We start from the raw sequence: 25,287 nt of genomic DNA on the forward strand, positions 1-25,287 counted from the left end.
TCAAATTCTGAGAACTTCCTGAGAATCCGCGCTTTCGGGCCCCCCGGAGCCGTCGCAGGTGCCTCGGGGACCCTCGATGCAGATCTTCGGCAGGCGCCGGTCCAGCCGTTCCGGCAGCCACCAGTTCCACCGCCCCAGCAGGTGCATCAACGCCGGGACCAGCAGCGTTCGCAGGACGAAGGCGTCCAGGGCCACGGCGGCGGCCAGTCCGATGCCGAACATCGCGATCACCCGGTCGCCGCTGAGGACGAAGGCCAGGAAGACGGAGACCATGATGACCGCCGCGGAGTTGATCACGCGGCTGGTCTCGGTCAGGCCGACCCGGACGGCCCGCCGGTTGTCGTGCGTCTCCCGCCACTCCTCGTACATCCGGCTCACCAGGAAGACCTGGTAGTCCATCGAGAGCCCGAAGAGCACCGAGACCATGATCACCGGGAGGAAGGGCTCGATCGGCCCGGCGGCCCCGAGGCCCAGCAGCTCGCTGCCCCAGCCCCATTGGAAGATCGCCACCACGATCCCGAAGGAGGAGGCGACCGCGGCGATGTTCATGACCGCCGCCTTGAGCGGGATGCCGATGCTGCGGAACGCCAGCAGCAGGAGCACGCAGCCGAGGCCGACGACCGAGCCGACGAACAGCGGGAGTTTGCCGACGATCACCGAGGCGAAGTCCGCGTAGCCGGCGGTGACGCCGCCGACGTACACCTGGAGCGAGGTGCCCTCGGTGGCCTCGGGGACGACGTCCCGGCGCAGGTGGGTGACGAGCCGGTCGGTCGCCTGGTCCTGCGGGGAGGTGGTCGGGACGACGTCCAGGACGTTCAGGCCGTTGCCGTGCTGCGCGGACTCCATGTGGACCGCGGCGACGCCCTCAGTGCGTTGGAGTACGTCGGTGAGCCGGTCCAGGGCCGCCCGGTCGGCCGCGTCGCCGGACTTGGCGACCAGTTGCAGCGGCCCGTTGAAGCCGGGCCCGAAGCCGTCCGACAGCATGTCGTACGCCTGCCGGGTGGAGGTCCCCGTGGCGTCGTTGCCCTGGTCCGAGGCGCCCAGGTGCAGGGACAGGGTGGGCACGGCCAGGAGCAGCATCACGGCGGCGGCGACCGTCGCGAGGATCCGCGGGTGCCGCTCGACGAAGGCGGACCAGCGCGCGGCGAGCCCGGTGGGCAGTTCCGGTGCGGGACCGTGCTCGGCGAGCCGGCGGCGCTCCCGGCGGCTGAGCGCCCTCATGCCGATCACGCCGAGCAGGGACGGCAGCAGCGTCACCGAGGCGGCGACGGTGAGCATCACGGTGAGGGACGCGGCGACGGCGACGCCGTTGAGGAAGGACAGCCGCAGGATCAGCATGCCGAGCAGCGCCACGCACACGGTGCCGCCCGCGAAGACCACGGCCCGCCCGGTCGTGGCGACCGCCTTCTCCGCGGCCTCGCGCACCGGCAGTCCCTGCTTGAGGCCTCTGCGGTGCCGGGTGACGATGAACAGCGCGTAGTCGATGCCCACGCCGAGCCCGACGAGCAGGCCGAGCATCGGCGCGAAGTCGGCCACCCGCAGCAGGTGGCTGAGCAGTTCGACGGCCATGTACGCGGTGCCCACGCTCACCAGCGCGGTGACGATCGGCAGGAACATCGCGAAGAGCGAGCCGAACGCCAGCAGCAGGACCACGGCCGCGACGGCGACGCCCACGACCTCGCTCATGTGGCCGCCGCCGCCCTCGGTGAGCGCGATGGCACTGCCGCCGAGCGCGACCGCGGTGTCGGCGTCGGCGGCCGCCCGCGCGGTGTCGACGACCTTCTGCACCTCGCCCGCATGCAGTTCCTCCGACGGCCGGTCGAACATCACCATGGCGTAGGCGGTGTGGCCGTCCCGGCTGATCTGGCCGGCGCCCTCGGCGCCGTACGGGCCGGTGACCGAGGCGACGCCGGGGAGCGCCGCGACCTCCTCCAGGGCCCCGGTCAGCCGCTCCTTGACGGGCGCGGCGCTGACGGTGCCCCGGTCGGTGTGCCAGACGATCGTGTCGCTGTCGCCGGAGGAGCCCGGGAAGGCCTCCTTGAGCAGGGCGGTCGCCGTGCTGGAGTCCGTGCCCTTGATGTCGTAGTCGTTGGAGTACGCGGAGCCGGCCACCAGGGCCGCCGAGGACAGGCCGACGAGGGCGGCCAGCCAGAGGACGACGACGAGGAGTCGGCGGTCGAGGCACCACCGGGCCAGTGCGGCCATACGCGCTCCTGCTCTTCCCTGGAGGTTGCGTGGATCTTTACGGGAGGAGAAGGCCCCACGAAGAACACCACGTTCGTCTTCGACTGAACCAGGAAGAGGAGATCGTTGGCCGTTTTCGTGCCTCGAATCACATGGCCCCAGGGGAATTTATCGCGGCCTTATCTCCGGCGGACCCGTGACAAAGCCGAAGGGGCGGGCCCCCGTCAACGGGAGCCCGCCCCTTCCTGCGTCGCCGCGCCGGCCGTACCGGCCGCGCCGGGATCAGCCCTGCACGCCGAGCTTCTCCAGGACCAGTTCGCGCACGCGCTTGGCATCCGCCTGGCCGCGGGTGATCTTCATGACGGCGCCGATGAGCGCGCCGGCCGCGGCCAGGTTGCCGCCGCGGATCTTGTCGGCGACCGCCGCGTTGGCCGCGATGGCCTCGTCGACGGCCGCGCCGAGCGCGCCCTCGTCCGAGACGACCTTCAGGCCGCGCTTGTCGACGACCTCGTCCGGCCCGCCCTCGCCGGCCAGCACGCCCTCGATGACCTGGCGGGCCAGCTTGTCGTTGAGCGAGCCCTCGGCCACCAGCGCCGACACCCGGGCCACCTGGGCCGGGGTGATCGGCAGGGCGGACAGCTCCACGCCGTCCTCGTTGGAGCGGCGGGCCAGTTCGCCCATCCACCACTTGCGGGCGGAGGCCGCGTCGGCCCCGGCCTCGATGGTGGCGACGATCGGGTCGATCGCGCCCGCGTTGAGCACCGACTGCATCTCGTGGTCCGAGATGCCCCAGTCCTCCTGGAGGCGCATCCGGCGCACGCGCGGCAGCTCGGGCAGGCCCGCCCGCAGCTCCTCGACCCATTCCCGGGCCGGCGCCACGGGGACGAGGTCGGGCTCCGGGAAGTACCGGTAGTCCTCCGCCTCCTCCTTGATGCGGCCGGAGGTGGTGGAGCCGGTGTCCTCGTGGAAGTGCCGGGTCTCCTGGACGATCGTGCCGCCCGAGGAGAGCACCGCCGCGTGCCGCTGGACCTCGAAGCGCACGGCCCGCTCGACGCTGCGCAGCGAGTTGACGTTCTTGGTCTCGCTGCGGGTGCCGAACTTCTCCCGGCCGATGGGGCGCAGCGACAGGTTCACGTCGCAGCGCATCTGGCCCATCTCCATCCGGGCCTCGGAGACGCCCAGCGCCTTGATCAGCTCGCGCAGCTCGGTGACGTACGCCTTGGCGACCTCGGGCGCGCGCTCGCCGGCGCCCTCGATCGGCTTGGTGACGATCTCGATCAGCGGGATGCCGGCCCGGTTGTAGTCCAGCAGCGAGTGCGAGGCGCCGTGGATGCGGCCGGTGGCACCGCCCACGTGGGTGGACTTGCCGGTGTCCTCCTCCATGTGGGCGCGCTCGATCTCCACGCGGAAGACCTCGCCGTCCTCCAACTGCACGTCGAGGTAGCCGTTGAAGGCGATCGGCTCGTCGTACTGGGAGGTCTGGAAGTTCTTCGGCATGTCCGGGTAGAAGTAGTTCTTCCGGGCGAAGCGGCACCACTCGGCGATCTCGCAGTTGAGCGCGAGACCGATCTTGATGGCGGACTCGACGCCGGTCGCGTTGACGGCCGGAAGCGCGCCGGGCATGCCCAGGCACACCGGGCACACCTGGCTGTTCGGCTCGGCGCCCAGGGTGGTCGAGCAGCCGCAGAACATCTTCGTCTTGGTGCCGAGCTCGACGTGGACCTCCAGGCCCATCACCGGGTCGTAGGACGCGAGCGCGTCCTCGTAGGACACCAGGTCCGTGACGGTCACAGTCTTGATACCTCTCAGTTCCCCGTCAGGATGACAGCACGTCGTCGTCGCCGAGCCGCCGCAGCTGGCGGACCAGCAGGGCGACGCCGGTCGCGATCGCCGCGGCGCTGACGACCGCGTCGATCAGCAGCAGCGTGTCGCTCTCGGCGCGGCTCTTCTTCAGCTGCCGTGCGACGCTCACCGCACCGAAGAGCGTGGTGCCGATGGACAGGTAGGTGCCGGACTTGCTCTTCTTGAAGCCCTTGGCCTTCTCGAGCTTGCTCACAGGATCGGTGCCTCCTCCAGCAGCGGGTGCCCCCAGCGTGCGGTGAAGGCCGCCTCGACGGCCGCACCGACACGGTAGAGCCGGTCGTCGGCCATCGCCGGGGCGATGATCTGCAGCCCGACCGGGAGCCCGTCCTCGGAGGCGAGGCCGCAGGGCACGGACATGGCGGAGTTGCCCGCCAGGTTGGCCGGGATGGTGCACAGGTCGGCGAGGTACATCGCCATGGGGTCGTCCACGCGCTCCCCGATCGGGAAGGCGGTGGTCGGGGTCGTCGGCGAGATCACCACGTCGACCTGCCCGAAGGCGCGCTCGAAGTCCCGCGTGATCAGGGTGCGGACCTTCTGGGCGCTGCCGTAGTACGCGTCGTAGTAGCCGGAGCTGAGCGCGTACGTGCCGAGCATGATGCGGCGCTTGACCTCGGGGCCGAAGCCGGCCTCGCGGGTGAGGGCGGTGACGTCCTCGGCGCTGCGGGTGCCGTCGTCGCCGACGCGCAGGCCGTAGCGCAGGCCGTCGAAGCGGGCCAGGTTGGACGAGGCCTCGGACGGCGCGATCAGGTAGTACGCGGCGAGCGCGTACTGGAACGACGGGCAGGACAGCTCCACGACCTCGGCGCCGAGCTCGCGCAGCAGCTCGACCGACTCGGTGAACCGCTCCATGACGCCGGCCTGGTAGCCCTCGCCCGCGAACTCCTTGACGACGCCGATCCGCATGCCCTTGACGTCGGCCTGGCGCGCGGCCTCGACGACCGGCGGCACGGGCGCGTCGATGGAGGTGGAGTCCATCGGGTCGTGGCCCGCGATGACCTCGTGCAGCAGCGCCGCGTCCAGGACCGTGCGGGCGCAGGGGCCGCCCTGGTCCAGGGAGGAGCTGAAGGCCACCATGCCGTAGCGGGAGACTCCGCCGTACGTCGGCTTGACGCCGACGGTGCCGGTGACGGCGGCCGGCTGGCGGATGGAGCCGCCGGTGTCGGTGCCGATGGCCAGCGGGGCCTGGAAGGAGGCCAGGGCGGCCGACGAACCGCCGCCGGAGCCGCCGGGGATGCGGGTGAGGTCCCACGGGTTGCCGGTCGGGCCGTAGGCGCTGTTCTCGGTGGAGGACCCCATGGCGAACTCGTCCATGTTGGTCTTGCCGAGGATGACGATGCCGGCCTGCTTGAGGCGGGCGGTCAGCGTCGCGTCGTACGGCGGGATCCAGCCTTCGAGGATCTTGGAGCCGACGGTCGTCGGGATGCCCTTGGTGGTGAAGATGTCCTTCAGGGCCAGCGGGACGCCCGCGAGGGGGCCCAGCTTCTCGCCCGCGGCGCGCTTGTCGTCGACGGCCTTCGCCGCCTTAAGGGCGCCCTCGGTGTCCACGTGCAGGAAGGCGTGCACCTTCTCGTCGACCGCGGCGATGCGGTCCAGGTGGGCCTTGGCGACCTCGACGGCGGAGGTCTCGCCGGAGGCGACGGCGGCCGCGGTCTGCGCGGCGGTGAGCCTGGTCAGTTCGCTCATCGTGATCAGTCCTCCCCCAGGATCTGCGGCACCTTGAAGCGCTGCTGCTCCTGTGCGGGGGCGCCGGACAGCGCCTCCGCCGGGGTCAGGCTGGGCCGGACCTCGTCAGGGCGCATGACATTGGTCAGCGGCAGCGGGTGGGAGGTCGGCGGTACGTCCTCGCCGGCCACCTCGGCGACGCGGGCGACCGCGCCGATGATGGCGTCGAGCTGTCCGGCGAAGTGGTCGAGCTCTTCGTCCTTCAGCTCAAGACGCGACAGCCGTCCGAGGTGGGCGACCTCCTCGCGCGTGATGCCTGGCATGCAGCGATCCTCTGGGGGTGAGTTCGGTCTTTTCGCGCCCAATCCTATGGGCGCGGGCGCCCCGGGGGCGAAACGGTTTGCGCTTGCCGCCGTCCGCGGGTCCGCGCGGCCGTCCCTGCGGCCCGTGATGCCCGTGTGGCGGGCGGGGTCACGGTGCCGGTTTCCCGGGGCAGGGCAGTAGGCCGCACGGGCGCAGGGGAACCGTCACTGGGCGTCGGGGACGGCGGCGCGCTCCTTGGCGGCTTCCAGCTCGGCCGGGCGGTGCCAGCCGACGTGGCTGCGCAGCCGGAGCCAGGCGGTGGCCTCGTCCGGGGGCATGGCGGCGGCGACGAGCCACCCCTGGATGGCGTCGCAGTCCAGGTCGCGCAGGCGCTCCCAGGTCCGGTCGTCCTCGACGCCCTCCGCCACGACGAGGAGGCCGAGGGAGTGCGCGAGGTCGATCGTGCAGCGCACGATCTCCGCGTCCTCGGCGTCGACCACGAGGCGGGCGACGAACGAGCGGTCGATCTTGAGTTCGCTCACCGGCAGGCGCCTGAGGTGGACCAGGGAGGAGTAGCCGGTGCCGAAGTCGTCCAGGGACATCTTCACGCCGTGGCCGGTGAGCCCGGCCATCGTGTCCGCCGCGCGCTGCGGGTCGTCCAGGAGCACGTGCTCGGTGATCTCCAGTTGCAGCGCCCCCGGCGGGACCCCGTGCCGGGCCAGGCGCGCGGCGACGGCCCCGGCGAAACCCGGCGAGTGGACGTCGCGCGGGGAGACGTTGACGGCGACGGGCACGTCCAGGCCCATCGCGCGCCAGCGGGCGACCTGGCCGAGCGCGGTCTCCAGGACGTACTCGGTCAGCTGCGGCATCAGCCCGGAGGTCTCGGCGATGGCGATGAACTCCTCCGGGCTCACCCTCCCCCGCTCGGGATGCACCCAGCGCACCAGCGCCTCCAGCCCGGCGACGTGCCCGTCGAAGCGCACCTTGGGCTGGTAGTGGAGTTCGACCTCGCCGCGGTCCAGGGCGCGGCGCAGGTCGCCGAGGAGCCCGAGCCGGTCGGGGGTGTTGCCGTCGCGGGAGGACTCGTAGACCTCGACCCCGCTGCGGTCACGTTTCGCCTGGTACATCGCGACGTCGGCACGGCGCAGCAGTCCCTCGGCGTCGGAGGCGTGGTCGGGGAAGACGGCGACCCCGGCGCTGGCCTCCAGCACCAGGGTCAGGCCGTCGAGACTGAGCGGTGAGCCGAGCGCCGCGACCAGGGCCCGGGCGATGCGCTGGGCACGGGTGGGCGAGTCGCAGGTGGGCAGCAGGACCGCGAACTCGTCGCCGCCGAGCCGGGCGGCCTCCGCGCCGCGCGGCAGCGCCAGCCGCAGCCGGTCGGCGATCTGCAGCAGCAGGCGGTCGCCGGCCATGTGGCCGAGCGTGTCGTTGACGGAGCGGAACTTGTCGAGGTCGATCAGCACGAGCGCGGTCCGCGCGCCCTCGCGGTCGGCGTCCTCCAGTGCCGTCCAGGTGCGTTCCAGCAGCCACTGACGATTCGGCAGCCCGGTCAGCGGATCGCGCAGCTGCTCCTCGGCGCGCGCGTGGGCGATCCACAAGGTGGAGTCCAGGGCGATGAGCGGCACGGCGAACAGCGGCAGCAGCAGCGGCAGATCGGCCGCCACGATGATGATCAGCGGGGAGATCCCGAGCAGCGCCACACCGACGAAGCCCTGGCGTATGAGGGCGGTCCTGGCCACCGTCGGCAGGGCTCCGGCGCGCGGCACGATGGCGTACCACAGCAGGGTCCGGGTCGCAGCCAGGTAGGCGAGCGCGGCGCCGAACACCGACGGGATCGCTCCCATACCCCACGTGGCGGGTTGCCAGGGGTGTTCGACGGTCGGGTGGATACCGAAGCCGGACAGCGCGAGCGAGGCCGCGCCGATGCCGAGGATGTCCACCGCGCCGTGCAGCAGGGCCTGCCGCCAGCGGTGCCGGCGGGCCGTGCCGACGAGTACGACGACGGCCAGGCTGACCAGGACCGCGGGCACCCAGCCGTACAGCAGCAGCATCGCCAGGGTCAGGGCGGCGCCGGAGCCCGTGCCTCCCCACCAGCGGTCGCGGCCCATCGCGACGAGGTGGCCGACGATGATCCCGGTGAGCACGGCGAACGCCCAGCCCACGTCACCGCCGGGGAAGAACGCGGCGCCGTCCAGCACCATCCGGACGACGCCCACCAGGAGGGCCGCCGTGGCCGCCCCCACAACCGCGTAGCGCAGCGCCGCGGCGGGCAGCACCGGCACGGTCTGCCTGCGCAGCCGTGGCGCCGGTCCGGCGCTGTCCGTCGGTTCCATGCCCGTCCCTCTCGCAGCCGCGTGTGCCGTCGAACCACACGCCCTGCCCGCGGCAGGGAGCCGCGGAACCGCTGCAGGGCTGATGCCCGGAAGGCGCGCCTCTCAACAGTAGGCCGCCAAAGGCTGTCACGGGCACCGATCGGCGGGGGTTGCCCGAATGGATCCCAGTCAACCGGATCGTTCTGGTATGGGCCGAACGGGTGGTGATGGGACGTCATTCCGCGGGGTTCACGGCGGCCTCCCGGGCGGCGTCGGCGCCCTGCTCCAGCAGGACGGCGAACCCGGCCTCGTCCAGGATCGGCACCTTGAGCTGCACGGCCTTGTCGTACTTGGATCCCGGGCTGTCGCCGACCACCACGAAGTCGGTCTTCTTGGACACCGAGCCGGTGACCTTGGCGCCGCGGGACGTGAGTTGGTCCTTGGCGCCGTCACGGGTGTGCGTGGCGAGGGTGCCGGTGACGACCACGGTCAGCCCCTCCAGGGGGCGCGGCCCCTCGTCGGAGCCTTCCTCGGTGAAGCGGACGCCGGCCGCCTTCCACTTGCGCAGGATCTCGCGGTGCCAGTCCTCCTCGTGCCACTGCTTGAGGGAGGCGGCGATGATCCCGCCGACCCCGTCCACGCCGGCCAGCCGCTCCTCGTCCGCGGCGAAGACGGCGTCCAGGTCGCGGAACTCGCGCGCCAGCGCCTCGGCGGCGACCGGGCCGACGTGACGGATCGACAGCCCGGCGATGACGCGGGCGAGCGGCTGCTCCTTGGCCTTCTGGATGTTCTCCAGCATGGCCACGGCGTTCTTCTTGAGCTCGCCCTGCTGGTTGGCGAAGACGGAGACGACCTTCTCCTCCCCGGTCTTCGGGTCGCGCTTGGGCAGGCCGCTGTTCTGGTCGAGCACATGGGCGCGGATGGGCAGCAGCTGTTCGGGGGTCAGGTCGAACAGGTCGCCCTCGTCGCGCAGCGGCGGGTCGGCGGGCTCCAGCGGCCCGGTGAGCGCGGCGGCCGCGACGTAGCCGAAGTTCTCGATGTCCAGGCATCTGCGGCCGGCCAGGTAGAACACCCGTTCCCGAATCTGTGCCGAACAGCCCCGCGCGTTGGGGCAGCGCAGATCGATGTCGCCCTCCTTCATGGGCCGCAGCGGGGTGCCGCACGCGGGGCACTCGGCGGGCATGACGAACGCGCGCTCGCTGCCGTCGCGCAGGTCGACGACCGGGCCGAGGATCTCCGGGATGACGTCGCCGGCCTTGCGCAGCACGACGGTGTCACCGATCAGCACGCCCTTGGCCTTGACCACGTCCTGGTTGTGCAGGGTGGCGAACTCGACCTCGGAGCCGGCCACCGTGACCGGCTCGACCACGGCGTACGGCGTCACCCGGCCCGTACGGCCGACGCCGACCCGGATGTCGACCAGCTTGGAGTTGACCTCCTCCGGGGCGTACTTCCAGGCGATGGCCCAGCGCGGGGCGCGGGCGGTGGAGCCGAGCCGGCCCTGGAGCGGGATCTCGTCCACCTTGACGACGATGCCGTCGATCTCGTGCTCGACGTCGTGGCGGTGCTCGCCGTAGTAGGCGATGGCCTCCTTGACCCCCGCGATCGTGTCCACGACGCGGGCGTACTTGGTGGTGGGCAGGCCCCACTCGTGCAGCAGCTCGTAGGCGTGCGACTGGCAGTCGATCGCGAACCCCTCGCGGGCGCCGATGCCGTGCACCACCATGTGCAGCGGCCGGCTCGCGGTGACCCGCGGGTCCTTCTGGCGCAGCGAACCGGCGGCGGCGTTGCGCGGGTTGGCGAAGGGCTTGTCACCCGCCTCGACCAGGCGGGCGTTGAGCTCCTCGAACTTCTCCATGGGGAAGAAGACCTCGCCGCGGATCTCCACCAGGGCCGGCACCCGCTCCCCCGCCAGCCGGTCGGGGATCTCGGCGATCGTGCGGACGTTGGACGTGATGTCCTCACCGGAGCGGCCGTCGCCGCGAGTGGCGGCCCGCACCAGGCGCCCGTTCTCGTAGGTGAGGTTGACGGCGAGGCCGTCCACCTTGAGCTCGCACAGGAAGTGGTAGCCGCCGCCCTCGCCCGCCGGGGGGCCCAGCTCGCCGGCCAGCCGCTCCGCCCAGGCGTCGAGCTCCTCCTCGGTGAAGGCGTTGTCGAGCGAGAGCATGCGCTCGCGGTGCTCGACCGAGGTGAACTCGGTCTCGTAGGCACCGGACACCTTCTGCGTCGGCGAGTCGGGGGTGCGCAGCGAGGGGTGCTCGTCCTCCAGCGCCTCCAACTGCCGCAGCAGCTTGTCGAAGTCGGCGTCGCTGACGACCGGCTGGTCCTTGACGTAGTAGCGGAAGCGGTGCTCCTCGACCTGCTCGGCCAGCGAGGCGTGCAGCTCGCGCGCCTCCGCCGGCACGTCCTCGTTCCGGGCGGCCTCGGGGATCTCGGAGTTCTCCACGTCCACGTCCACGTCCTTCCTCACTCTGGGCTCACTCAGGGTTGTCGACGAGCGAGCGTGCCGCCTTCGCGCAATGCGTGAGCGCGGCACGGGCATAGGCCGGTGAGGCCCCCGCCAGACCGCAGGCCGGGGTGACCGCCACGGAGGTGCCCAGAGCCTCCGGGGACAGCCCCAGCCTGCGCCACAGCGCCCGAACACCACTGACGCTACCGGCAGGGTCGGACAATGGGGCATCGGTACCCGGCACGACACCGGTGAAGAGCGCGGTCCCTGCCTCGGCCGCCTCACCGAAGGCGTCCCAGTCACGCTCCGTGAGCAGTGCGAAATCGAACGACACCCCGGCCACCCCGGCCCGCCGCAGCAGCGCGAACGGCACGTCCGGCGCGCACGAGTGCACGATCACCGGTACACCACCGACGCTGCCCGCATCGCCGCCGGCGGCCGCCATGACGTCCCGCAGCGCGCCCTCGACCACTCCCCGGTCGACCGCGCGGTGCGTGCGGTAGCCGCTGGCCGTCCTGACCTGCCCGCGCAGCACGGCCGTCAGCGACGGCTCGTCCAGCTGCAGTACGGGCTGCGCGCCGGGCACGCGCCGGCGCACGTCCTCCAGGTGCAGCCGCAGTCCCTCGCCGAGCGAGGCGGCCAGGTCGCGGCAGGCCCCCGGGTCGGACAGGGCCGCCTCGCCGTTCTTCAGCTCGACCGAGGCCGCCAGCGTCCACGGGCCCACGGCCTGGACCTTCAGCGGTCCCTGGTAGCCCTGGGTGAACTCCTCCAGCGCGTCCAGGTCCTCCACCAGCCACGCCCTGGCCCGCCGGGTGTCCCGGCCCGGCCGGTCCCCGAACCGCCAGCCGCTGGGCTCCACCCGCGCGTACAGCTCGACCAGCATCCCGAGGGTGCGGCCGATCATGTCGGCGCCCGGGCCGCGCGCGGGCAGTTCCGGCAGGAACGGGAGCGCCTCCAACGCCCCCGTCGCCGTGCGCGCCGCCTCGCGGGCGTCGCCGCCCGGCAGGGAGCCGACGCCGGTGGCCGTGCCGGGGCGCAGCACGAACCGCTTCTCCTCGCCCATGGCCACCGGTCAGGCTCCCGGGCGGATCGTCAGGTCGTTGACCTCGGCGTCCCGCGGCAGGTCGAGGGCGGCCAGGACCGCCGTCGCGACCGACTCCGGGTCGATCCAGCGGGAGGCGTCGTACGGCTTGCCCTCCTGCTGGTGCACCTTGACCTGCATGGGCGTCGCGGTGCGGCCCGGGTAGACGGAGGTGACCCGCACCCCGCCGGCGTGCTCCTCCTCGCGCAGCGAGTCCGCGAGCGCCTTGAGTCCGTGCTTGCTGGCCGCGTACGCGCCCCACTGCGCGTGGGCGTTCAGACCCGCGCCGGAGTTGACGAACACCACGTGGCCGCGGGAGAGCCGCAGTTGGGGCAGGACGAGACGGGTCAGCTCGGCGGGGCCGACGAGGTTGGCCGCGAGCGTCTGGTTCCAGGTCTTCGGGGTCAGCTCGCCGACCGGCGCGAGGTCCACCACGCCCGCCACGTGCAGCAGCGAGTCCAGCCGGTCCGGCGGTTCCTGGTGGCCCAGGGCCCACGACAGCCGCTCGGGCTCGGCCAGGTCGCCGACGAGCGTACGGGCGCCGGGGAAGCTGTCGGCCAGTTCCTTGGCGCGTCCGGCGTTGCGGGCCAGCAGCCACAGCTCGTCGCCGCGGTCGAGCAGGCGCCGCGCCACGGCGGCGCCGATGCCGGAACCGGCTCCGGTGATCAGGTGAATCGACATGGCCCCATGCTCGCATCACCCGGGCTCACAGGATGCCCGCGGTCTCCTCCAGCCACGCGAGCGCCGCGACCTCGTCCTCCGCGAAGAACACCAGGTCGGTGAGGGGCAGCGGCAGGAAGCCCTCCGCGTCCATGCGCTGGAACTGCTGCTTGAGCCCGTCGTAGAAGCCCGCGGTGTTGAGCAGGACGACCGGCTTGGCGTGCAGGCCGTGCTTCTTCAGCTCCAGGATCTCGGTGGCCTCGTCCAGGGTACCGGTGCCGCCCACCATGATCACGACGGCGTCGGCGCGGGCCAGCAGCTCCGCCTTGCGCTCGGCGAGGTCGGCCGCGGTCACCATCTCGTCGGCGTTCTTGCGGGCCTTGGCCGCCAGGAACTCCACCGAGACCCCGACCAGGCGTCCGCCGTGCTCCTGCACCCCGTCGGCCACCACCTTCATCAGGCCCACGTCCGAGCCGCCCCACACCAGGGTGTGGCCCCCCTTGCCGATCAACTCGGCGAACCGGCGGGCCGGTTCGGTGTAACGGGCGTCCAGGTCGGCGGCGGAGAGGAAGACGCAGATGTTCATACGGCCCAGTCTCCCGCATCGGCCGGTCGGGCCGATGCGGAGGGCCCCCGCCCGGTCACGCCGAGGCGGCGGCCCGGGCGCGGCGCTCCGTGGCGGCGATGGTGGCCGAGCCGACGACGCGGGTGCCGTCGTACAGCACGACCGCCTGGCCCGGCGCGACACCCCGGACGGGGTCGCCCGTGAAGCGGACGCGCAGCTCCTCACCGGCCAGTTCCGCCACGACCGGCACGTCCTCGCCGTGCGCGCGCAACTGCGCGGTGTACGCCCGCGGGCCGTCCCCCACGGGGGCGGTGCCGCACCAGCGCGGGCGGATCGCGGTGAGCGCCGTGACGTCGAGCGCGTCGGCCGGGCCGACGGTGACGGTGTTGTTCACCGGAGAGATGTCCAGCACGTAGCGGGGCTTGCCGTCGTCGGCCGGGACGCCGAGCCGCAGGCCCTTGCGCTGGCCCACGGTGAAGCCGAAGGCGCCGTCGTGGCTGCCCAGGCGGTTGCCGTCCTCGTCGAGGATGTCGCCCTCGGCGGTGCCGAGCCGCCGGGCGAGGAAACCCTGCGTGTCGCCGTCGGCGATGAAGCAGATGTCGTGGCTGTCCGGCTTCTTCGCCACGGACAGGCCGCGGCGGGCCGCCTCCGCCCGGATCTCGTCCTTGGTGGTGAGCGTGTCGCCGAGCGGGAACATCGCGTGCGCCAGCTGCCGCTCGTCCAGCACGCCGAGGACGTACGACTGGTCCTTGGCGGCGTCCGAGGCGCGGTGCAGCTCACGGCTGCCGTCGTCGTTGACCACGACCGCGGCGTAGTGGCCGGTGCACACCGCGTCAAAGCCGAGGGCGAGCGCCTTGTCCAGCAGCGCCGCGAACTTGATCTTCTCGTTGCAGCGCAGGCACGGGTTGGGCGTGCGCCCGGCGGCGTACTCGGCGACGAAGTCCTCGACGACATCGGCCCGGAAGCGCTCGGCCAGGTCCCAGATGTAGAAGGGGATGCCGATCACGTCGGCGGCCCGGCGGGCGTCGTTGCTGTCCTCGATGGTGCAGCAGCCGCGCGCGCCGGTACGGAACGACTGGGGGTTCGCGGACAGCGCCAGGTGCACGCCGGTCACGTCGTGCCCCGCTTCGGCGGCACGGGCGGCCGCGACGGCCGAGTCGACGCCGCCGCTCATCGCGGCGAGCACACGGAGGCGACGCCCGTCGCCAGGGCCTGTGGGTGCACCGGGGAAGTCAGTCATAGCGCTGTCCACAATACGCGCGCGTCAGGACAGCCCGGCGCTGCGGGCGCGGGCGACGACCGGCGTGATGGCGGTCACCAGGGCGTCCACGTCGGCGGCGGTGGAGGTGTGGCCCAGCGAGAAGCGCAGGGAGCCGCGGGCGAGGTCGGGGTCGGCGCCGATGGCCAGCAGGACATGGCTGGGCTGCGGCACACCCGCGGTGCAGGCGGAGCCCGTGGAGCACTCGACCCCCTGGGCGTCCAGCAGCAGGAGCAGGGAGTCGCCCTCGCACCCGGGGAAGGAGAAGTGCGCGATGGACGCGAGACGGCCCTCCGGGTCGGGATCGCCGTTGAGGATCGCGTCGGGGACGGCGGCGCGGACCCGGTCGACCAGGTCGTCGCGCAGGGCGCCCACGTCCCGGGTGAACTCCTGGCGGTGCTCGGCCGCCAGGGCGCCGGCGACGGCGAAGGAGGCGACCGCGGGGACGTCCAGGGTGCCGGAGCGCACGCCGCGCTCCTGGCCGCCGCCGTGCAGCAGCGGCACGGGACCGACCTCGCGGCGCAGCACCAGCGCCCCCACCCCGTAGGGGCCGCCGACCTTGTGGGCGGTGACGGTCATCGCGTCGAGTCCCGAGGCCGCGAAGTCCACCTCGGCCTGGCCGAGCGCCTGCACCGCGTCGGAGTGCAGGGGCACGTCGAACTCCCGCGCCACGGCGCTGAGTTCCTTGATCGGCATGATGGTGCCGACCTCGTTGTTGGCCCACATCACGGTGGCCAGGGCGACATCGTCCGGGTCACGGGCGATGGCCTCGCGCAGCGCCTCCGCGTGCACGCGCCCGTGTCCGTCGACGGGCAGCCACTCCACGCGCGCGCCCTCGTGCTCGGCGAGCCAGTCGACGGCGTCCAGTACGGCATGGTGCTCGACCGGGCTGGCCAGCACGCGCGTACGCCGCGGATCGGCCTCGCGCCGGGCCCAGAACAGGCCCTTGACGGCGAGGTTGTCGGCCTCGGTACCGCCCCCGGTGAAGACGATCTCACTGGGCCGGGCGCCGAGCGCGGCGGCCAGGGCTTCACGGGACTCCTCCACCGTGCGCCGGGCCCTTCGGCCGGCCGCGTGCAGGGAGGACGCGTTGCCCGTGACGGCGAGTTGCGCGGTCATCGCCGCCACGGCTTCCGGCAGCATCGGTGTCGTGGCGGCGTGGTCGAAGTAGGCCATGGTGAGCGTGATTCTACGGGTCCGGCGGCCTCCCGGACCCGCCCCGGCGCCCCGTCAGAGCCCGGTCCCGGGCCGCACAAGCACCGTCCGGCAGCCGCCGTGGCACGTCTCACACGGCGGCGTCCTCCTCGGCCCGGCTGTGCCGGTGCCAGGCGCGCGGGGCGCGCCAGTGGAAGCGCATCGCCAGCAGCCGCAGACCGAAGGCGCTCACGACGGCGACCACGCCGGTGGCGGGGGTCAGCGCCCCGAAGTGGATGAGCAGGGCCACGACGGAGGCCCCGACGATGGCCGGCACGGCGTACAGGTCGCGGTCCCAGCGCAGCAGGGACGGCACCTCATTGCCCAGCAGGTCGCGCAGCACACCGCCGCCGACCGCGGTGGCCAGCCCGAGTGTGGCGGAGGCGGTGAGGTTCAGCCCGTACGCGTAGGCCTTGGTGGTGCCGGTCACACAGAACAGGCCGAGCCCGGCGGCGTCGAAGACGCTGATGGTGGGGTTGATCCGCTCCACCTGCGGATGGAGGAAGAAGACCACCGCGGTCGCGATCAGCGGGGTCAGGAAGGACCCGAGGTCGGTGAACGCGGCCGGCGGGACCGCCCCGATGATCAGGTCCCTGAACAGCCCTCCGCCCAGCGCGGTGACCTCGGCGAGCACCGCCATGCCGAACACGTCGTAATTCTTGCGTACGGCGAGCAGTGCGCCGGATATCGCGAAGACGAAGATTCCGGCGAGGTCGAGTATGTGCTGGACGGAGTGGCTGAACAGTTCGGTGTGCACCGGTCCCATTGTGCAGGGGCGGCCCGGTGCGGCCGGTGCGGCCGGTGCGGCCGGTCGGGCCGGTCGGGCCGGTCAGGCCTCGGTGGCCGCCTTCCGTGCGGGGCCGGTCGCCCCGCCGGACTCCCCGCCGGTGTTCTCGGGGTGGTGGCAGGCCACCTGGTGGCCGGTGGCCAGGGCGACCAGCGGCGGCTCGGTGGTCTTGCACACCTCGGTCGCCTTCCAGCACCGGGTGTGGAACCGGCAGCCCGGCGGCGGTGCGATCGGCGACGGGACGTCGCCGGTGAGCAGGATGCGCTCCCGCTCGGTACGCCGCTTGGGGTCCGGCACCGGCACCGCGGAGAGCAGGGCGTTGGTGTACGGGTGCATCGGCTTGGTGTAGAGGTCCTCGCGGTCGGCGACCTCGACGACCTTGCCGAGGTACATGACCGCGATGCGGTCCGACACGTGCCGGATCACCGACAGGTCGTGCGCGATGATCACATACGTCAGGCCGAGCTCGGACTGGAGGTCGTCCAGGAGGTTGACCACCTGGGCCTGGATGGAGACGTCCAGCGCGGAGACCGGCTCGTCCGCGACCACGAGCTTCGGCTTGAGCGCCAGCGCGCGGGCGATGCCGATGCGCTGCCGCTGGCCGCCGGAGAACTCGTGCGGGTAGCGGTTGTAGTGCTCGGGGTTGAGGCCGACCAGCTCCAGGAGGTTCTGGACCTCCTTCTTCACCCCGTTCTCCGTCTGGACCTTCTGCAACCGGAACGGCGCGCCGACGATGGTGCCGACGGTGTGCCGCGGGTTGAGGGAGGAGTACGGGTCCTGGAAGATCATCTGCACGTCGCGGCGGAGCGGGCGCATGCTGCCCGTGCCGAGGTGCGTGATGTCCCGGCCGTCGAACTCGATGGTCCCGCCGGTCGGTTCGAGCAGCCGGGTGATCAGCCGGCCCATGGTGGACTTGCCGCAGCCGGACTCGCCGACCACGCCCAGGGTCTCGCCGGCGTTGACGTGGAAGTCGATGCCGTCGACGGCCTTGACCGCGCCGACCTGGCGCCGCAGCAGGCCCTTGGTGATCGGGAAGTGCTTGACCAGGCCGCTCACCTTGAGCAGGGCGTCCGACCCTTCGGCGGTCGACTGCTGGGGGATCGTCATCTCCTGGCCTTTCACAGCTTCGGCGCAATCTCTTCGGTCCAGATGCGCTCCCGGTCCGCCGTGCTCAGGTGGCACGCCGCGAGGTGCCCGGCGCCGACGTCGCGCAGCTCCGGAACGACCGTGCTGCTGGCGCCGTCGGTGAGTCCCGCGTACGGGCACCGCGGGTGGAAGGCGCACCCGGAGGGCACGTTGATGAGGCTGGGCGGCGATCCCTTGACCGGGATCAGCCGGTCCGTGCGCTCGCGGTCGATGCGCGGCATCGAGCCGAGCAGGCCCCAGGTGTAGGGGTGCTGCGGCTCGTAGAACACCTTCTCGGCGCTGCCGCGCTCCACGCACCGGCCGCCGTACATCACCAGCAGGTCGTCGGCGAGCTCCGCCACGACACCGAGGTCGTGGGTGATCATGATGACCGCGGAGCCGAACTCCTTCTGCAGGTCCCGGATGAGGTCCAGGATCTGCGCCTGCACGGTGACGTCGAGCGCGGTGGTCGGCTCGTCGGCGATCAGCAGCTCGGGGTTGTTGGAGAGCGCCATCGCGATCATCGCGCGCTGACGCATACCGCCGGAGAACTGGTGCGGGTAGTCCGCGAAGCGCTTGGCGGGCTCGGGGATGCCGACCCGGTCCAGCATCTCCACGGCCCGGGCGCGGGCCGCCTTCTTGGTCACCGAGTGGTGCACCCGGTACGCCTCGACGATCTGCGCGCCGACGCTGTAATAGGGGTGCATCGCGGACAGCGGGTCCTGGAAGATCATCGCCATCTTGCTGCCGCGCAGCCGCCTGACGTGGTCCTGGTCGGCGCCGATGAGCTCCTCGCCGTCCAGCCAGACCTCACCGGAGATCGTGGCCTTGGCCGTGCGGTGCAGGCCCATGATGCCGAGCGAGGTGACCGACTTGCCGGAACCCGACTCGCCGACGATGCCGAGCGTGCGGCCGCGGCGGAGGTCGAAGCTCAGCCCGTCCACCGACTTGACGAGGCCGTCGTCGGTGTTGAAGTGGATCCTCAGGTCGCGCACCGAGAGGAACGCGTCCCCGGCGTCCGGGGGTACGGCGGGCCCGGGCTCGCCGACCGCCAGGGAGGCCCGGGGCTGCTGCGCCGGGACCTCGGCGGCCGCCGGGGCGGCGGCCTCCTCGCCGGCGGCGTCCGCCGTGACGTCCTCGGGGGACGCGGTGTCCACGAGGTCCACGGCGGGCTCCGTGCCGGAACCTTCCTTCGCGGACGTGGCCTCCCCGGAAGCCTCCGAGGAGGCCTCCGTGGCCCCGGAGGAGCCGTTCGAGGTGCTGTCGGCGGTGCTCACGAGAACCTCACCCTGGGGTCGATGGCGGCGTACACAAGGTCCACCAGGAGATTGCAGACGACGATGAAGAAGGCGGCGACCAGGGTCACACCCAGCACGATCGGCAGGTCGTTGTCCTGGACGCCGGAGACGGCGTAGGCGCCGATCCCCTTGAACGAGAACACGTTCTCCGTGATGACCGCGCTGCCGATGAGCAGACCGAAGTCCATGCCGAAGATGGTGACGATCGGGGTGAGCGCGGCCCGCAGGCCGTGCTTGACGACGACCTTGCGCTCCCGCAGGCCCTTGGCCCGCGCGGTGCGGATGTAGTCCTCGCCCATCGTCTCCAGCATGCCTGCCCGGGTGAGCCGGGCGTACAGCGCCGAGTAGAGGAACGCGAGGGTGCACCAGGGGAGCAGCAGGTTCCATGCCCAGTCCGCCGGATTCTCGGTGAACGGGACGTAGTTGATGCCCTCCGACCAGATCGGGATCTGGAACTGGAACACGCCGAGCACCAGGATGCCGGTGAAGAAGATGGGGAGGGAGACGCCGGCGAGGGCCACACCCATCGAGAGCCGGTCGAAGAGGGAACCCCGCTTGAGGGCGGAGACCACACCCACCGCCACACCGCTGATCACCCAGATGACCGCCGCGCCGATGGCCAGCGAGAAGGAGACCGGGATCCGGTCCTTCAGCTGCGGCCAGACCTCGACGTGCGACTTGAAGGAGTAGCCGAAGCAGGGGGCGCCGCAGTGGGTGGCGTCCGGGCCGAACTTGTAGTCGGCGCCGACGACCAGGGCCTTCAGGAAGTGCCAGTACTGCTGGTAGAGCGGCAGGTCGAACCCGAGGTTCTTCTTGACCGCCGCGATGGAGGCGGGGTTGGCGTCCTTGCCCACGTACTGGGTCGCCAACTGGGTGGTGGTCTGCCCGCCGAGGCGGGGGACCAGGAAGAAGATCGCGAAGGTGACTGCGCTGACGACCAGCAGCAGGATCACCGCGGCGAACACGCGTCGAATGATGTACGCAGCCACAGCCGTGCGGCGTCGGGCCCGCCGGGCCGGGGGGTCACCCGGCCCGGCGGGACACCGATGCCTTCACCTGCCTTCCGATTACTTGGACGAGCCGATCAGCAGGTAGTCGTACATACCGAGGTACGCCTCAGTCACCGTGACGTTGGTGGCGGACGGCGGACGGTACAGGAGGTTCTTGCGCCACAGCAGCGGCACGACCGAGGCGTTCTCCATGACCATCTTGTCGATGTCGCCCCAGGCCTTGGTGCGGGCCGCGGAGTCGGTGTTCGCGATGGCGTCGGACAGGGCCTTGTTGATGGCCGGGTCGTTCAGCTCCATCAGGTTGTTGCCACCCGAGGGCTTGATCGCGGAGCCGTCGACGATCTGGTCGAGGAAGCCGTAGCCGGTCGGCCAGTCGGCACCCCAGGCCATCATCATCAGGCCGATCTTGTGCTCGTGCACGTAGCTCGGCACACCGACGTAGTTCGAGAAGTACTTGCCGGCCGGGAAGGTCTGGATCTTGGCGTCGATGCCGACCTTCTTCAGCGAGGCCTGGATCGCGGTGGCCATGGCGACCTCGGACGGACGGTCCGTGCGCGCCGTCAGCGTGGTGCTGAAGCCGTCCGGCTTGCCGCAAGCGGTCAGGGACGCCTTGGCCTTGGCCGCGTCACCCTTGTCGCCCGGGGTCTCGTACAGGTTGAACTTGTTGAACCCGTTGACCGACGGCGGGATCAGCGTGGAGGCGATGTCGCCCTTGACGCCACCACCCGCGGCCGCCTGGACCGAGGCCTTGTCGAGCGCCCACTGGACGGCCTTGCGGCAGTCGGCGTTGTTGAACGGCGCGACGTTGACGTTCATCGCCATGTACGAGGTCGCACCGGCGATGGAGTTGTCGCTGTTCTTCAGGTTCTTCGGGCTGGTGAGGATCTTCGGCTGGGTCTGCGGCTGCACACCGGCGCCGGCACCGTCGACCGTGCTGTTGTCCGCCAGCAGGTTGTTGTCGATGGTGAGCGGGTTGACCTTCAGCTTCAGCACGAACTTGTCCGGCAGCGCGGTGCGGATCTGGTCCGTGGACTTGTCCCACTGCGGGTTGCGTACCAGCGTGGCACCCGAACCCTCGGTGTACGAGGAGAACTTGTACGGGCCGGTCGACACGATGTGCTGGACGTACGTCGCGCCCGTGTCCTTCGCCGCCGGCACGGGGGCCGTCTGCGAGAACGTCGCGAGGTAGTCGAAGTCCGCGAAGGGCTTGCTCAGGTGGAAGACGATGGTCTTGTCGTCCGGGGTCTCGATGGACTTCAGGCCCTCGGGGGACTTGTCCTTGTACGGACCCTGGTACTTGTCGCCACCGTCGAGGTAGGCCTTGAAGTACGTCGGGCCGTTGGCCATGACCTCGGGCGCGAAGTTGCTGCGCTCGATCGCGTACTTGACGTCCTTGGACGTGACCGGGGTGCCGTCCTCGAACTTGACACCGTCACGCAGGGTGTAGGTCCAGGTCTTGGCGTCCGCGGACGCCTTGCCGAGGCCGGTCGCCAGGTCCGGGACGAGCTCCAGACCCTCCTTGCCCGCGGCGGGCTTGAACGTCAGCAGAGTGCGGGCGTACAGACGGGAGAAGTTCTGCACCCAGCCGTAGTACGTGTTGCCCGGGTCCAGGGAGTCCGGCACGTCGGAGTCCTCCATCGTGACCGTACCCCCCTTCTTGTCCGACTTGTTGACGATCGAGGTCAGGGCCGCGTCCTTGGCGGCGCTCGCCTTGCTGCCGCCGCCGCCGGAGCCGCCGCTCTTGGTGCCGCTGCTGCACGCGGACGCGCCCAGGGCCATAGCCGTGGCAAGCGCCACTATGGCTGTTGCTTTTCTGCTGTTCATGCCGAGGTAAGCCCCCTCATTCGGTGATGTTGCTGCACTGCGGAGCACGTTGACCGCGCGCCGAGTCACTTGCTGCGGGGGTCGAGGGCGTCACGCAGCCCGTCGCCCAGCAGGTTGAACGCCAAGACGGTGATGAAGATGGCCAGGCCCGGCACGAACATGTACTGCGGGTCCGCCTGGAACACGTCGACGGCACTGGTCAGCATGTTGCCCCAGGAAGCCTGCGGCGGGGCGATGCCGACCCCGAGGAAGCTGAGCGCCGCCTCGAAGAGGATGTTGGTCGGGATCAGCAGCGTCGAGTAGACGAGGATCGGCGCCACCAGGTTGGGCAGCAGTTCCCGGAAGAGGATGAACGGCCCACGGGCGCCGAGGCTGCGGGACGCGTCCACGAACTCGCGCTCCCGCAGGCTCAGGGTCTGGCCGCGGACGATACGTCCCATGTACGGCCAGTTGAAGAAGCCGATGACGAAGATCAGTACGCAGATCCGCAGCGGCAGCCCGTTCAGGCCGAAGGCGCCGTCCTGCAGCGAGGCCGAGATGGAGATCGCGAAGAGCAGGAGCGGGAACGCCAGGAAGATGTCCATCATCCGGCTGATCAGGCTGTCGACCCAGCCGCCGTAGTAGCCGGCGACGATGCCGAGCACGGTGCCGATCACGTTGGAGAGGATCGTCGCCCCGGTGGCGACCAGGAGCGAGATCCAGGAGCCCTCGATGATGCGGGCCAGGATGTCGCGGCCGAACTGCGGGTCCACACCCAGCGGGTGGGACCAGCTCATACCGCCCCAGCCGCCCTTGGGGGACAGCAGTTCGGCATCGACCAGGTCCTGGTGGAACGCGTTGGGGTCGAGATGGAAGACCATCTCGATGGGCTTGGCAAGGACCGCCAGCAGCACCAGGAGGATCACAACGATGCCGCCGGCCACGGCCACCTTGTCACGCTTGAAGCGCATCCAGGCGATCTGGCCGAGGGAACGTCCCTCGATCTGACTCCGGGTGGCCCCGCTCAGCACAGCCTCCGGCGGTGCCTCGGTCTGTGAAGCGGTGGTCTCTATCGGTGCGGTCATGGTGAAACTGACCCCTCTCGCCGGCGGGTTACCGGCGCGCGCCCGCCGCTGTAGCGGCTTTACTCATCGTTGGTGCTGGTGATGCCGAGGTGCTGTGACAAAGTGAATGCGGGGGTTGTGGAACCCCCTGGCGGGTGAGTCTGGATGCTGGTCGCGATCACACACCAGACCTGGCGGTGAATGTATGCGCAACCGTGATGTGGTGACCCTTCGCCTGTTATTACCGCAGTGTTACGCGCGTTGACAGATCGCCGGGAGTGCTCTCGACTCGCTACCTTCGGGGCCATGAATGATCGGCTGCGCGCGGTGTGCGACCTCATGGTTCCCGTCGTCAGGGAGATGGCGGGACTGCACGAGTACGACGGTCAGGTGCAGGATCTGTCCCCGGACGGCGTGCGCCGCGGCCTGTCAGCACTGGCCGCCTCGCGGCGCCGCGAGGCGGCCCTGGAGGACCCGCACGACGAACGGCACCTTTCGGTCTTCGAGGACACCCTCAGGGTCCAGTACGGCGAGCTGGAGCTGCACCGGCGCGACCCCTATCCGCATCTGTCGAACCTCGAACTGACCCCCTACGACCGGGAGTACGCCCCGCGTGAGGAGCTCGCCGAGGCCCGCAGACGGCACCTGGCGCAGTGGCCGGACGCCGTGGACGCGGCCGTCGCGTCCCTCGACCGGGTGAGTGCGCCCGTCGCCGGGGCACTCCTGGGGGCGGTTCGCGGGCTGGCCGCCGGGCTGGACCCGGACGAGGAGCCCGAGGCCGGTCCCGCGCTCGCCGCGCACCGCCGGCTGGTGGACCACATCGCCCGCGCCGCCGAGACCGGCGACCCCGACCCGCGGCTCGGCGGCGACGCCCTCGCTCTGCTGATGGGCAGTCAGGAAGGCCTGCCGGTCGACCTGTCCGCGCTCGCCGAGGAGGCCGAACGGGAACGCGACCGGCTCACCGAGCTGCTGACCGAGTCCTGCCGGCGGCTCGACCCCGGGCACACCGTCGACGAGCTGATCCCGCGGCTGCTCGCCGACCACCCCGGCGCGGAGGGGGTGATCCCCGAGGCCGCCCGGCTCACCGAGGAGGTCATCGAGTTCACCCGGCGCCGGCGGCTCGTGCCGTGGCTCGACGGGGACTGCCTGGTGGGTCCCGCGCCGCCGTCGCGGCGCTGGTCGATGGCGATGATGACCTGGGCGGCCCCCGAGGAGGCCGACAGCGCCTCCTGGTACCACGTCACCCCGCCGGAGCCGGAGTGGCCGGAGGAGGAGCGCGAGGAGTGGCTGTCGGTCTTCAGCCGCACCAGCCTGCCCGCGATCACCGTGCACGAGGTCGCACCGGGGCACTTCGCCCACGGCCGGGCACTGCGGCACGCACCCACCCAGGTCCGGCGGGTGCTGCACTCGCTCTCCTTCTGCGAGGGCTGGGCCCACTACGTGGAGGAGGTCTGCCTGGAGGAGGGCTTCCGCTCCCGCGACCCGCGCTTCGCGATCGGCGTCGCCCTGGAGGCGCTCGTCCGCGTCACCCGGCTCGCCTGCGCCATCGGGCTGCACACGGGGGCGATGACGCCGGAGGAGGCCACCGCGCGGTTCATGCGCGACGCCCACCTGGCACGCGCGGGCGCGGCCTCCGAGGCCCGCAGGGGCACCTTCGACGCGGCCTACGGGCGGTACACCTGGGGCAAGTTGGAGATCATGCGGCTGCGGGAGCGGGCCCGGCAGGAGTGGGGGCAGGACTTCACGCTCCAGCGGTTCCACACGTCCCTGCTGGAGCTGGGCAGCCCTCCGCTCGGACTGATCCCCGCGGTGCTCTGACGGACCCGGGAGGACGGATCCCGGGGGCGGCCGGGGCAGACCCCTCGGCCGCCTCCTGGGCCCTCAGTAGCGCTGCGGCGCCCAGCCCCCGTGGACGGCGCCGGCGCCCCCGCCGCCCGCGTGCGCGTCACGGTCGTAGAAGGGCTGTGCGGCGGACCGCATCCACATGCCCACGGGGTCGTACTCGTCGGCGAGGGCCACCGCGGCGACGGGCAGCCCCTGGGGCACCGCGGGAAGGGCGGACTGCATCATCTGGCGCACCGTCTCCGCGGACTGGGGGCCCGCGTCGTAGAGGTCGACGCCGATCGCGAGATACGGCTCGCCCAGGACCGGCTGGACCCAGGCGCGCCGCAGGGAGCGCACCGAGGGGGTGCGGTGGGCCTGCTGCGACAACAGGGCGTAGTACTGCGGGATCTGGAGCGCGGGTTCGGCGATCCGCAGCGGTCCGGCGGGGGCCTGGTCCAGCCCGAGACCGATCCGGCGCAGGTCGAGCCAGGGGACGCCGACCCCGCCGCCGGGCGCGTGCGGGTTGAGCCACAGGCCCCAGCGGTCCGGGAAGAGGGAGGCGGCGACCTCCCGTCCGGACACCACCTCGTGGGCCCGGGTCCAGCCGCTGGCGGCCAGTTCGCGCGAGGACGTCACACAGGGGGCGTAACCGAGGCCGCCCACCTCCATGTTGCCGTACTGCGCGTCCGTGCCGCCCGGGGTGCCCTGCCACAGCAGCATCCACACCTCGCCGTCGGCGAGCGCGCGCAGCAGCGTCTCGTACGCGTCGAACCCACCGGGCGTCACCTGCCGCAGCGCCTGCTCCAGCCCGCCGTCCCCTCCCGCGCCCGCGCTCACGTGACCCG

General features: G+C 71.6%; 20 protein-coding genes. 1 reads left to right on the top strand and 19 read right to left on the bottom strand.

Features of this window, described 5'->3' with window-relative positions:
- The 18 genes from ACIP64_RS00050 to ACIP64_RS00135 form a co-directional block, all read right to left on the bottom strand.
- On the bottom strand, positions 1 to 2,205 hold the full coding sequence (locus tag ACIP64_RS00050) for an MMPL family transporter (RefSeq protein WP_401580112.1): 2,205 nt from the start codon (positions 2,203 to 2,205) through the stop codon (positions 1 to 3).
- A gap of 261 nt (positions 2,206 to 2,466) precedes the next feature.
- Complete coding sequence (gatB, locus tag ACIP64_RS00055) at positions 2,467 to 3,975, bottom strand: Asp-tRNA(Asn)/Glu-tRNA(Gln) amidotransferase subunit GatB (RefSeq protein ID WP_401580114.1); 1,509 nt, start codon at positions 3,973 to 3,975, stop codon at positions 2,467 to 2,469.
- A gap of 25 nt (positions 3,976 to 4,000) precedes the next feature.
- Positions 4,001 to 4,240 (bottom strand): hypothetical protein, encoded by a 240-nt coding sequence (locus tag ACIP64_RS00060; protein WP_401580116.1) that lies wholly within the window; start codon positions 4,238 to 4,240, stop codon positions 4,001 to 4,003.
- Entirely contained in the window at positions 4,237 to 5,730 is a 1,494-nt protein-coding gene (gene gatA / locus ACIP64_RS00065) for an Asp-tRNA(Asn)/Glu-tRNA(Gln) amidotransferase subunit GatA (RefSeq protein WP_401580118.1), read from the bottom strand. The genes ACIP64_RS00060 and gatA overlap by 4 nt, the downstream gene beginning before the upstream one ends.
- 5 nt (positions 5,731 to 5,735) lie before the next feature.
- Positions 5,736 to 6,032, bottom strand: coding sequence for an Asp-tRNA(Asn)/Glu-tRNA(Gln) amidotransferase subunit GatC (gene gatC, locus ACIP64_RS00070; protein ID WP_319659825.1), 297 nt, complete (start codon positions 6,030 to 6,032; stop codon positions 5,736 to 5,738).
- Between the two features lie 204 nt (positions 6,033 to 6,236).
- Entirely contained in the window at positions 6,237 to 8,345 is a 2,109-nt protein-coding gene (locus ACIP64_RS00075; protein WP_401580120.1) for a putative bifunctional diguanylate cyclase/phosphodiesterase, read from the bottom strand.
- A gap of 214 nt (positions 8,346 to 8,559) precedes the next feature.
- Complete coding sequence (gene ligA / locus ACIP64_RS00080) at positions 8,560 to 10,755, bottom strand: NAD-dependent DNA ligase LigA (RefSeq protein ID WP_401581081.1); 2,196 nt, start codon at positions 10,753 to 10,755, stop codon at positions 8,560 to 8,562.
- 46 nt (positions 10,756 to 10,801) lie between these two features.
- Entirely contained in the window at positions 10,802 to 11,836 is a 1,035-nt protein-coding gene (locus ACIP64_RS00085) for a methionine synthase (protein ID WP_401581084.1), read from the bottom strand.
- Between the two features lie 9 nt (positions 11,837 to 11,845).
- A complete protein-coding gene (locus tag ACIP64_RS00090; RefSeq protein WP_401580122.1) occupies positions 11,846 to 12,535 on the bottom strand; it encodes an SDR family oxidoreductase in 690 nt (229 codons plus the stop codon).
- A 25-nt stretch (positions 12,536 to 12,560) separates the two neighbouring features.
- Complete coding sequence (locus ACIP64_RS00095) at positions 12,561 to 13,100, bottom strand: TIGR00730 family Rossman fold protein (protein WP_401580124.1); 540 nt, start codon at positions 13,098 to 13,100, stop codon at positions 12,561 to 12,563.
- A 55-nt stretch (positions 13,101 to 13,155) separates the two neighbouring features.
- Complete coding sequence (gene mnmA, locus ACIP64_RS00100; protein WP_401580126.1) at positions 13,156 to 14,319, bottom strand: tRNA 2-thiouridine(34) synthase MnmA; 1,164 nt, start codon at positions 14,317 to 14,319, stop codon at positions 13,156 to 13,158.
- A 24-nt stretch (positions 14,320 to 14,343) separates the two neighbouring features.
- The gene (locus tag ACIP64_RS00105) at positions 14,344 to 15,513 is read right to left on the bottom strand and encodes a cysteine desulfurase family protein (protein WP_401580128.1); all 1,170 of its coding nucleotides are present in this window, start codon (positions 15,511 to 15,513) and stop codon (positions 14,344 to 14,346) included.
- A 109-nt stretch (positions 15,514 to 15,622) separates the two neighbouring features.
- The gene (locus ACIP64_RS00110; RefSeq protein WP_401580129.1) at positions 15,623 to 16,288 is read right to left on the bottom strand and encodes a trimeric intracellular cation channel family protein; all 666 of its coding nucleotides are present in this window, start codon (positions 16,286 to 16,288) and stop codon (positions 15,623 to 15,625) included.
- 72 nt (positions 16,289 to 16,360) lie between these two features.
- Positions 16,361 to 17,425, bottom strand: coding sequence for an ABC transporter ATP-binding protein (locus ACIP64_RS00115; RefSeq protein ID WP_401580131.1), 1,065 nt, complete (start codon positions 17,423 to 17,425; stop codon positions 16,361 to 16,363).
- Between the two features lie 11 nt (positions 17,426 to 17,436).
- Positions 17,437 to 18,498, bottom strand: coding sequence for an ABC transporter ATP-binding protein (locus tag ACIP64_RS00120; protein WP_401581087.1), 1,062 nt, complete (start codon positions 18,496 to 18,498; stop codon positions 17,437 to 17,439).
- A gap of 218 nt (positions 18,499 to 18,716) precedes the next feature.
- Positions 18,717 to 19,730: an ABC transporter permease gene (locus ACIP64_RS00125; RefSeq protein ID WP_401580133.1), complete on the bottom strand. Its 1,014-nt coding sequence runs from the start codon at positions 19,728 to 19,730 to the stop codon at positions 18,717 to 18,719.
- Positions 19,731 to 19,808: 78 nt separating this feature from the next.
- Positions 19,809 to 21,575 carry an ABC transporter substrate-binding protein gene (locus tag ACIP64_RS00130; protein WP_401580135.1) on the bottom strand — a complete coding sequence of 589 codons (1,767 nt, stop codon included), beginning with the start codon at positions 21,573 to 21,575 and terminating at the stop codon, positions 19,809 to 19,811.
- A 65-nt stretch (positions 21,576 to 21,640) separates the two neighbouring features.
- A complete protein-coding gene (locus ACIP64_RS00135; protein WP_401580137.1) occupies positions 21,641 to 22,639 on the bottom strand; it encodes an ABC transporter permease in 999 nt (332 codons plus the stop codon).
- Positions 22,640 to 22,924: 285 nt separating this feature from the next.
- On the opposite strand from ACIP64_RS00135, the gene ACIP64_RS00140 reads away from it, so the two are divergent.
- Positions 22,925 to 24,436 carry a DUF885 family protein gene (locus ACIP64_RS00140; protein ID WP_401580139.1) on the top strand — a complete coding sequence of 504 codons (1,512 nt, stop codon included), beginning with the start codon at positions 22,925 to 22,927 and terminating at the stop codon, positions 24,434 to 24,436.
- Between the two features lie 63 nt (positions 24,437 to 24,499).
- Here ACIP64_RS00140 and ACIP64_RS00145 read toward each other — a convergent pair whose 3' ends face one another.
- Positions 24,500 to 25,279, bottom strand: coding sequence for an enhanced serine sensitivity protein SseB C-terminal domain-containing protein (locus tag ACIP64_RS00145; RefSeq protein ID WP_401580141.1), 780 nt, complete (start codon positions 25,277 to 25,279; stop codon positions 24,500 to 24,502).
- Positions 25,280 to 25,287: the final 8 nt, after the last annotated feature.

It is taken from the genome of Streptomyces sp. NPDC088733, from assembly GCF_044751185.1.
Lineage (GTDB): Bacteria > Actinomycetota > Actinomycetes > Streptomycetales > Streptomycetaceae > Actinacidiphila.

Excerpts from the sequence above, each read along its gene's own strand:
- ACIP64_RS00050 (WP_401580112.1), bottom strand. The coding sequence starts at position 2,205 with ATGGCCGCACTGGCCCGGTGGTGCCTCGACCGCCGACTCCTCGTCGTC.
- ACIP64_RS00085 (WP_401581084.1), bottom strand. The coding sequence starts at position 11,836 with ATGGGCGAGGAGAAGCGGTTCGTGCTGCGCCCCGGCACGGCCACCGGC.
- ACIP64_RS00095 (WP_401580124.1), bottom strand. The coding sequence starts at position 13,100 with ATGAACATCTGCGTCTTCCTCTCCGCCGCCGACCTGGACGCCCGTTAC.
- mnmA (WP_401580126.1), bottom strand. The coding sequence starts at position 14,319 with ATGACTGACTTCCCCGGTGCACCCACAGGCCCTGGCGACGGGCGTCGC.
- gatC (WP_319659825.1), bottom strand. The coding sequence starts at position 6,032 with ATGCCAGGCATCACGCGCGAGGAGGTCGCCCACCTCGGACGGCTGTCG.
- ACIP64_RS00105 (WP_401580128.1), bottom strand. The coding sequence starts at position 15,513 with ATGGCCTACTTCGACCACGCCGCCACGACACCGATGCTGCCGGAAGCC.
- ACIP64_RS00135 (WP_401580137.1), bottom strand. The coding sequence starts at position 22,639 with ATGACCGCACCGATAGAGACCACCGCTTCACAGACCGAGGCACCGCCG.
- ACIP64_RS00075 (WP_401580120.1), bottom strand. The coding sequence starts at position 8,345 with ATGGAACCGACGGACAGCGCCGGACCGGCGCCACGGCTGCGCAGGCAG.
- ACIP64_RS00130 (WP_401580135.1), bottom strand. The coding sequence starts at position 21,575 with ATGAACAGCAGAAAAGCAACAGCCATAGTGGCGCTTGCCACGGCTATG.
- gatA (WP_401580118.1), bottom strand. The coding sequence starts at position 5,730 with ATGAGCGAACTGACCAGGCTCACCGCCGCGCAGACCGCGGCCGCCGTC.
- ACIP64_RS00115 (WP_401580131.1), bottom strand. The coding sequence starts at position 17,425 with ATGACGATCCCCCAGCAGTCGACCGCCGAAGGGTCGGACGCCCTGCTC.
- ACIP64_RS00090 (WP_401580122.1), bottom strand. The coding sequence starts at position 12,535 with ATGTCGATTCACCTGATCACCGGAGCCGGTTCCGGCATCGGCGCCGCC.
- ACIP64_RS00140 (WP_401580139.1), top strand. The coding sequence starts at position 22,925 with ATGAATGATCGGCTGCGCGCGGTGTGCGACCTCATGGTTCCCGTCGTC.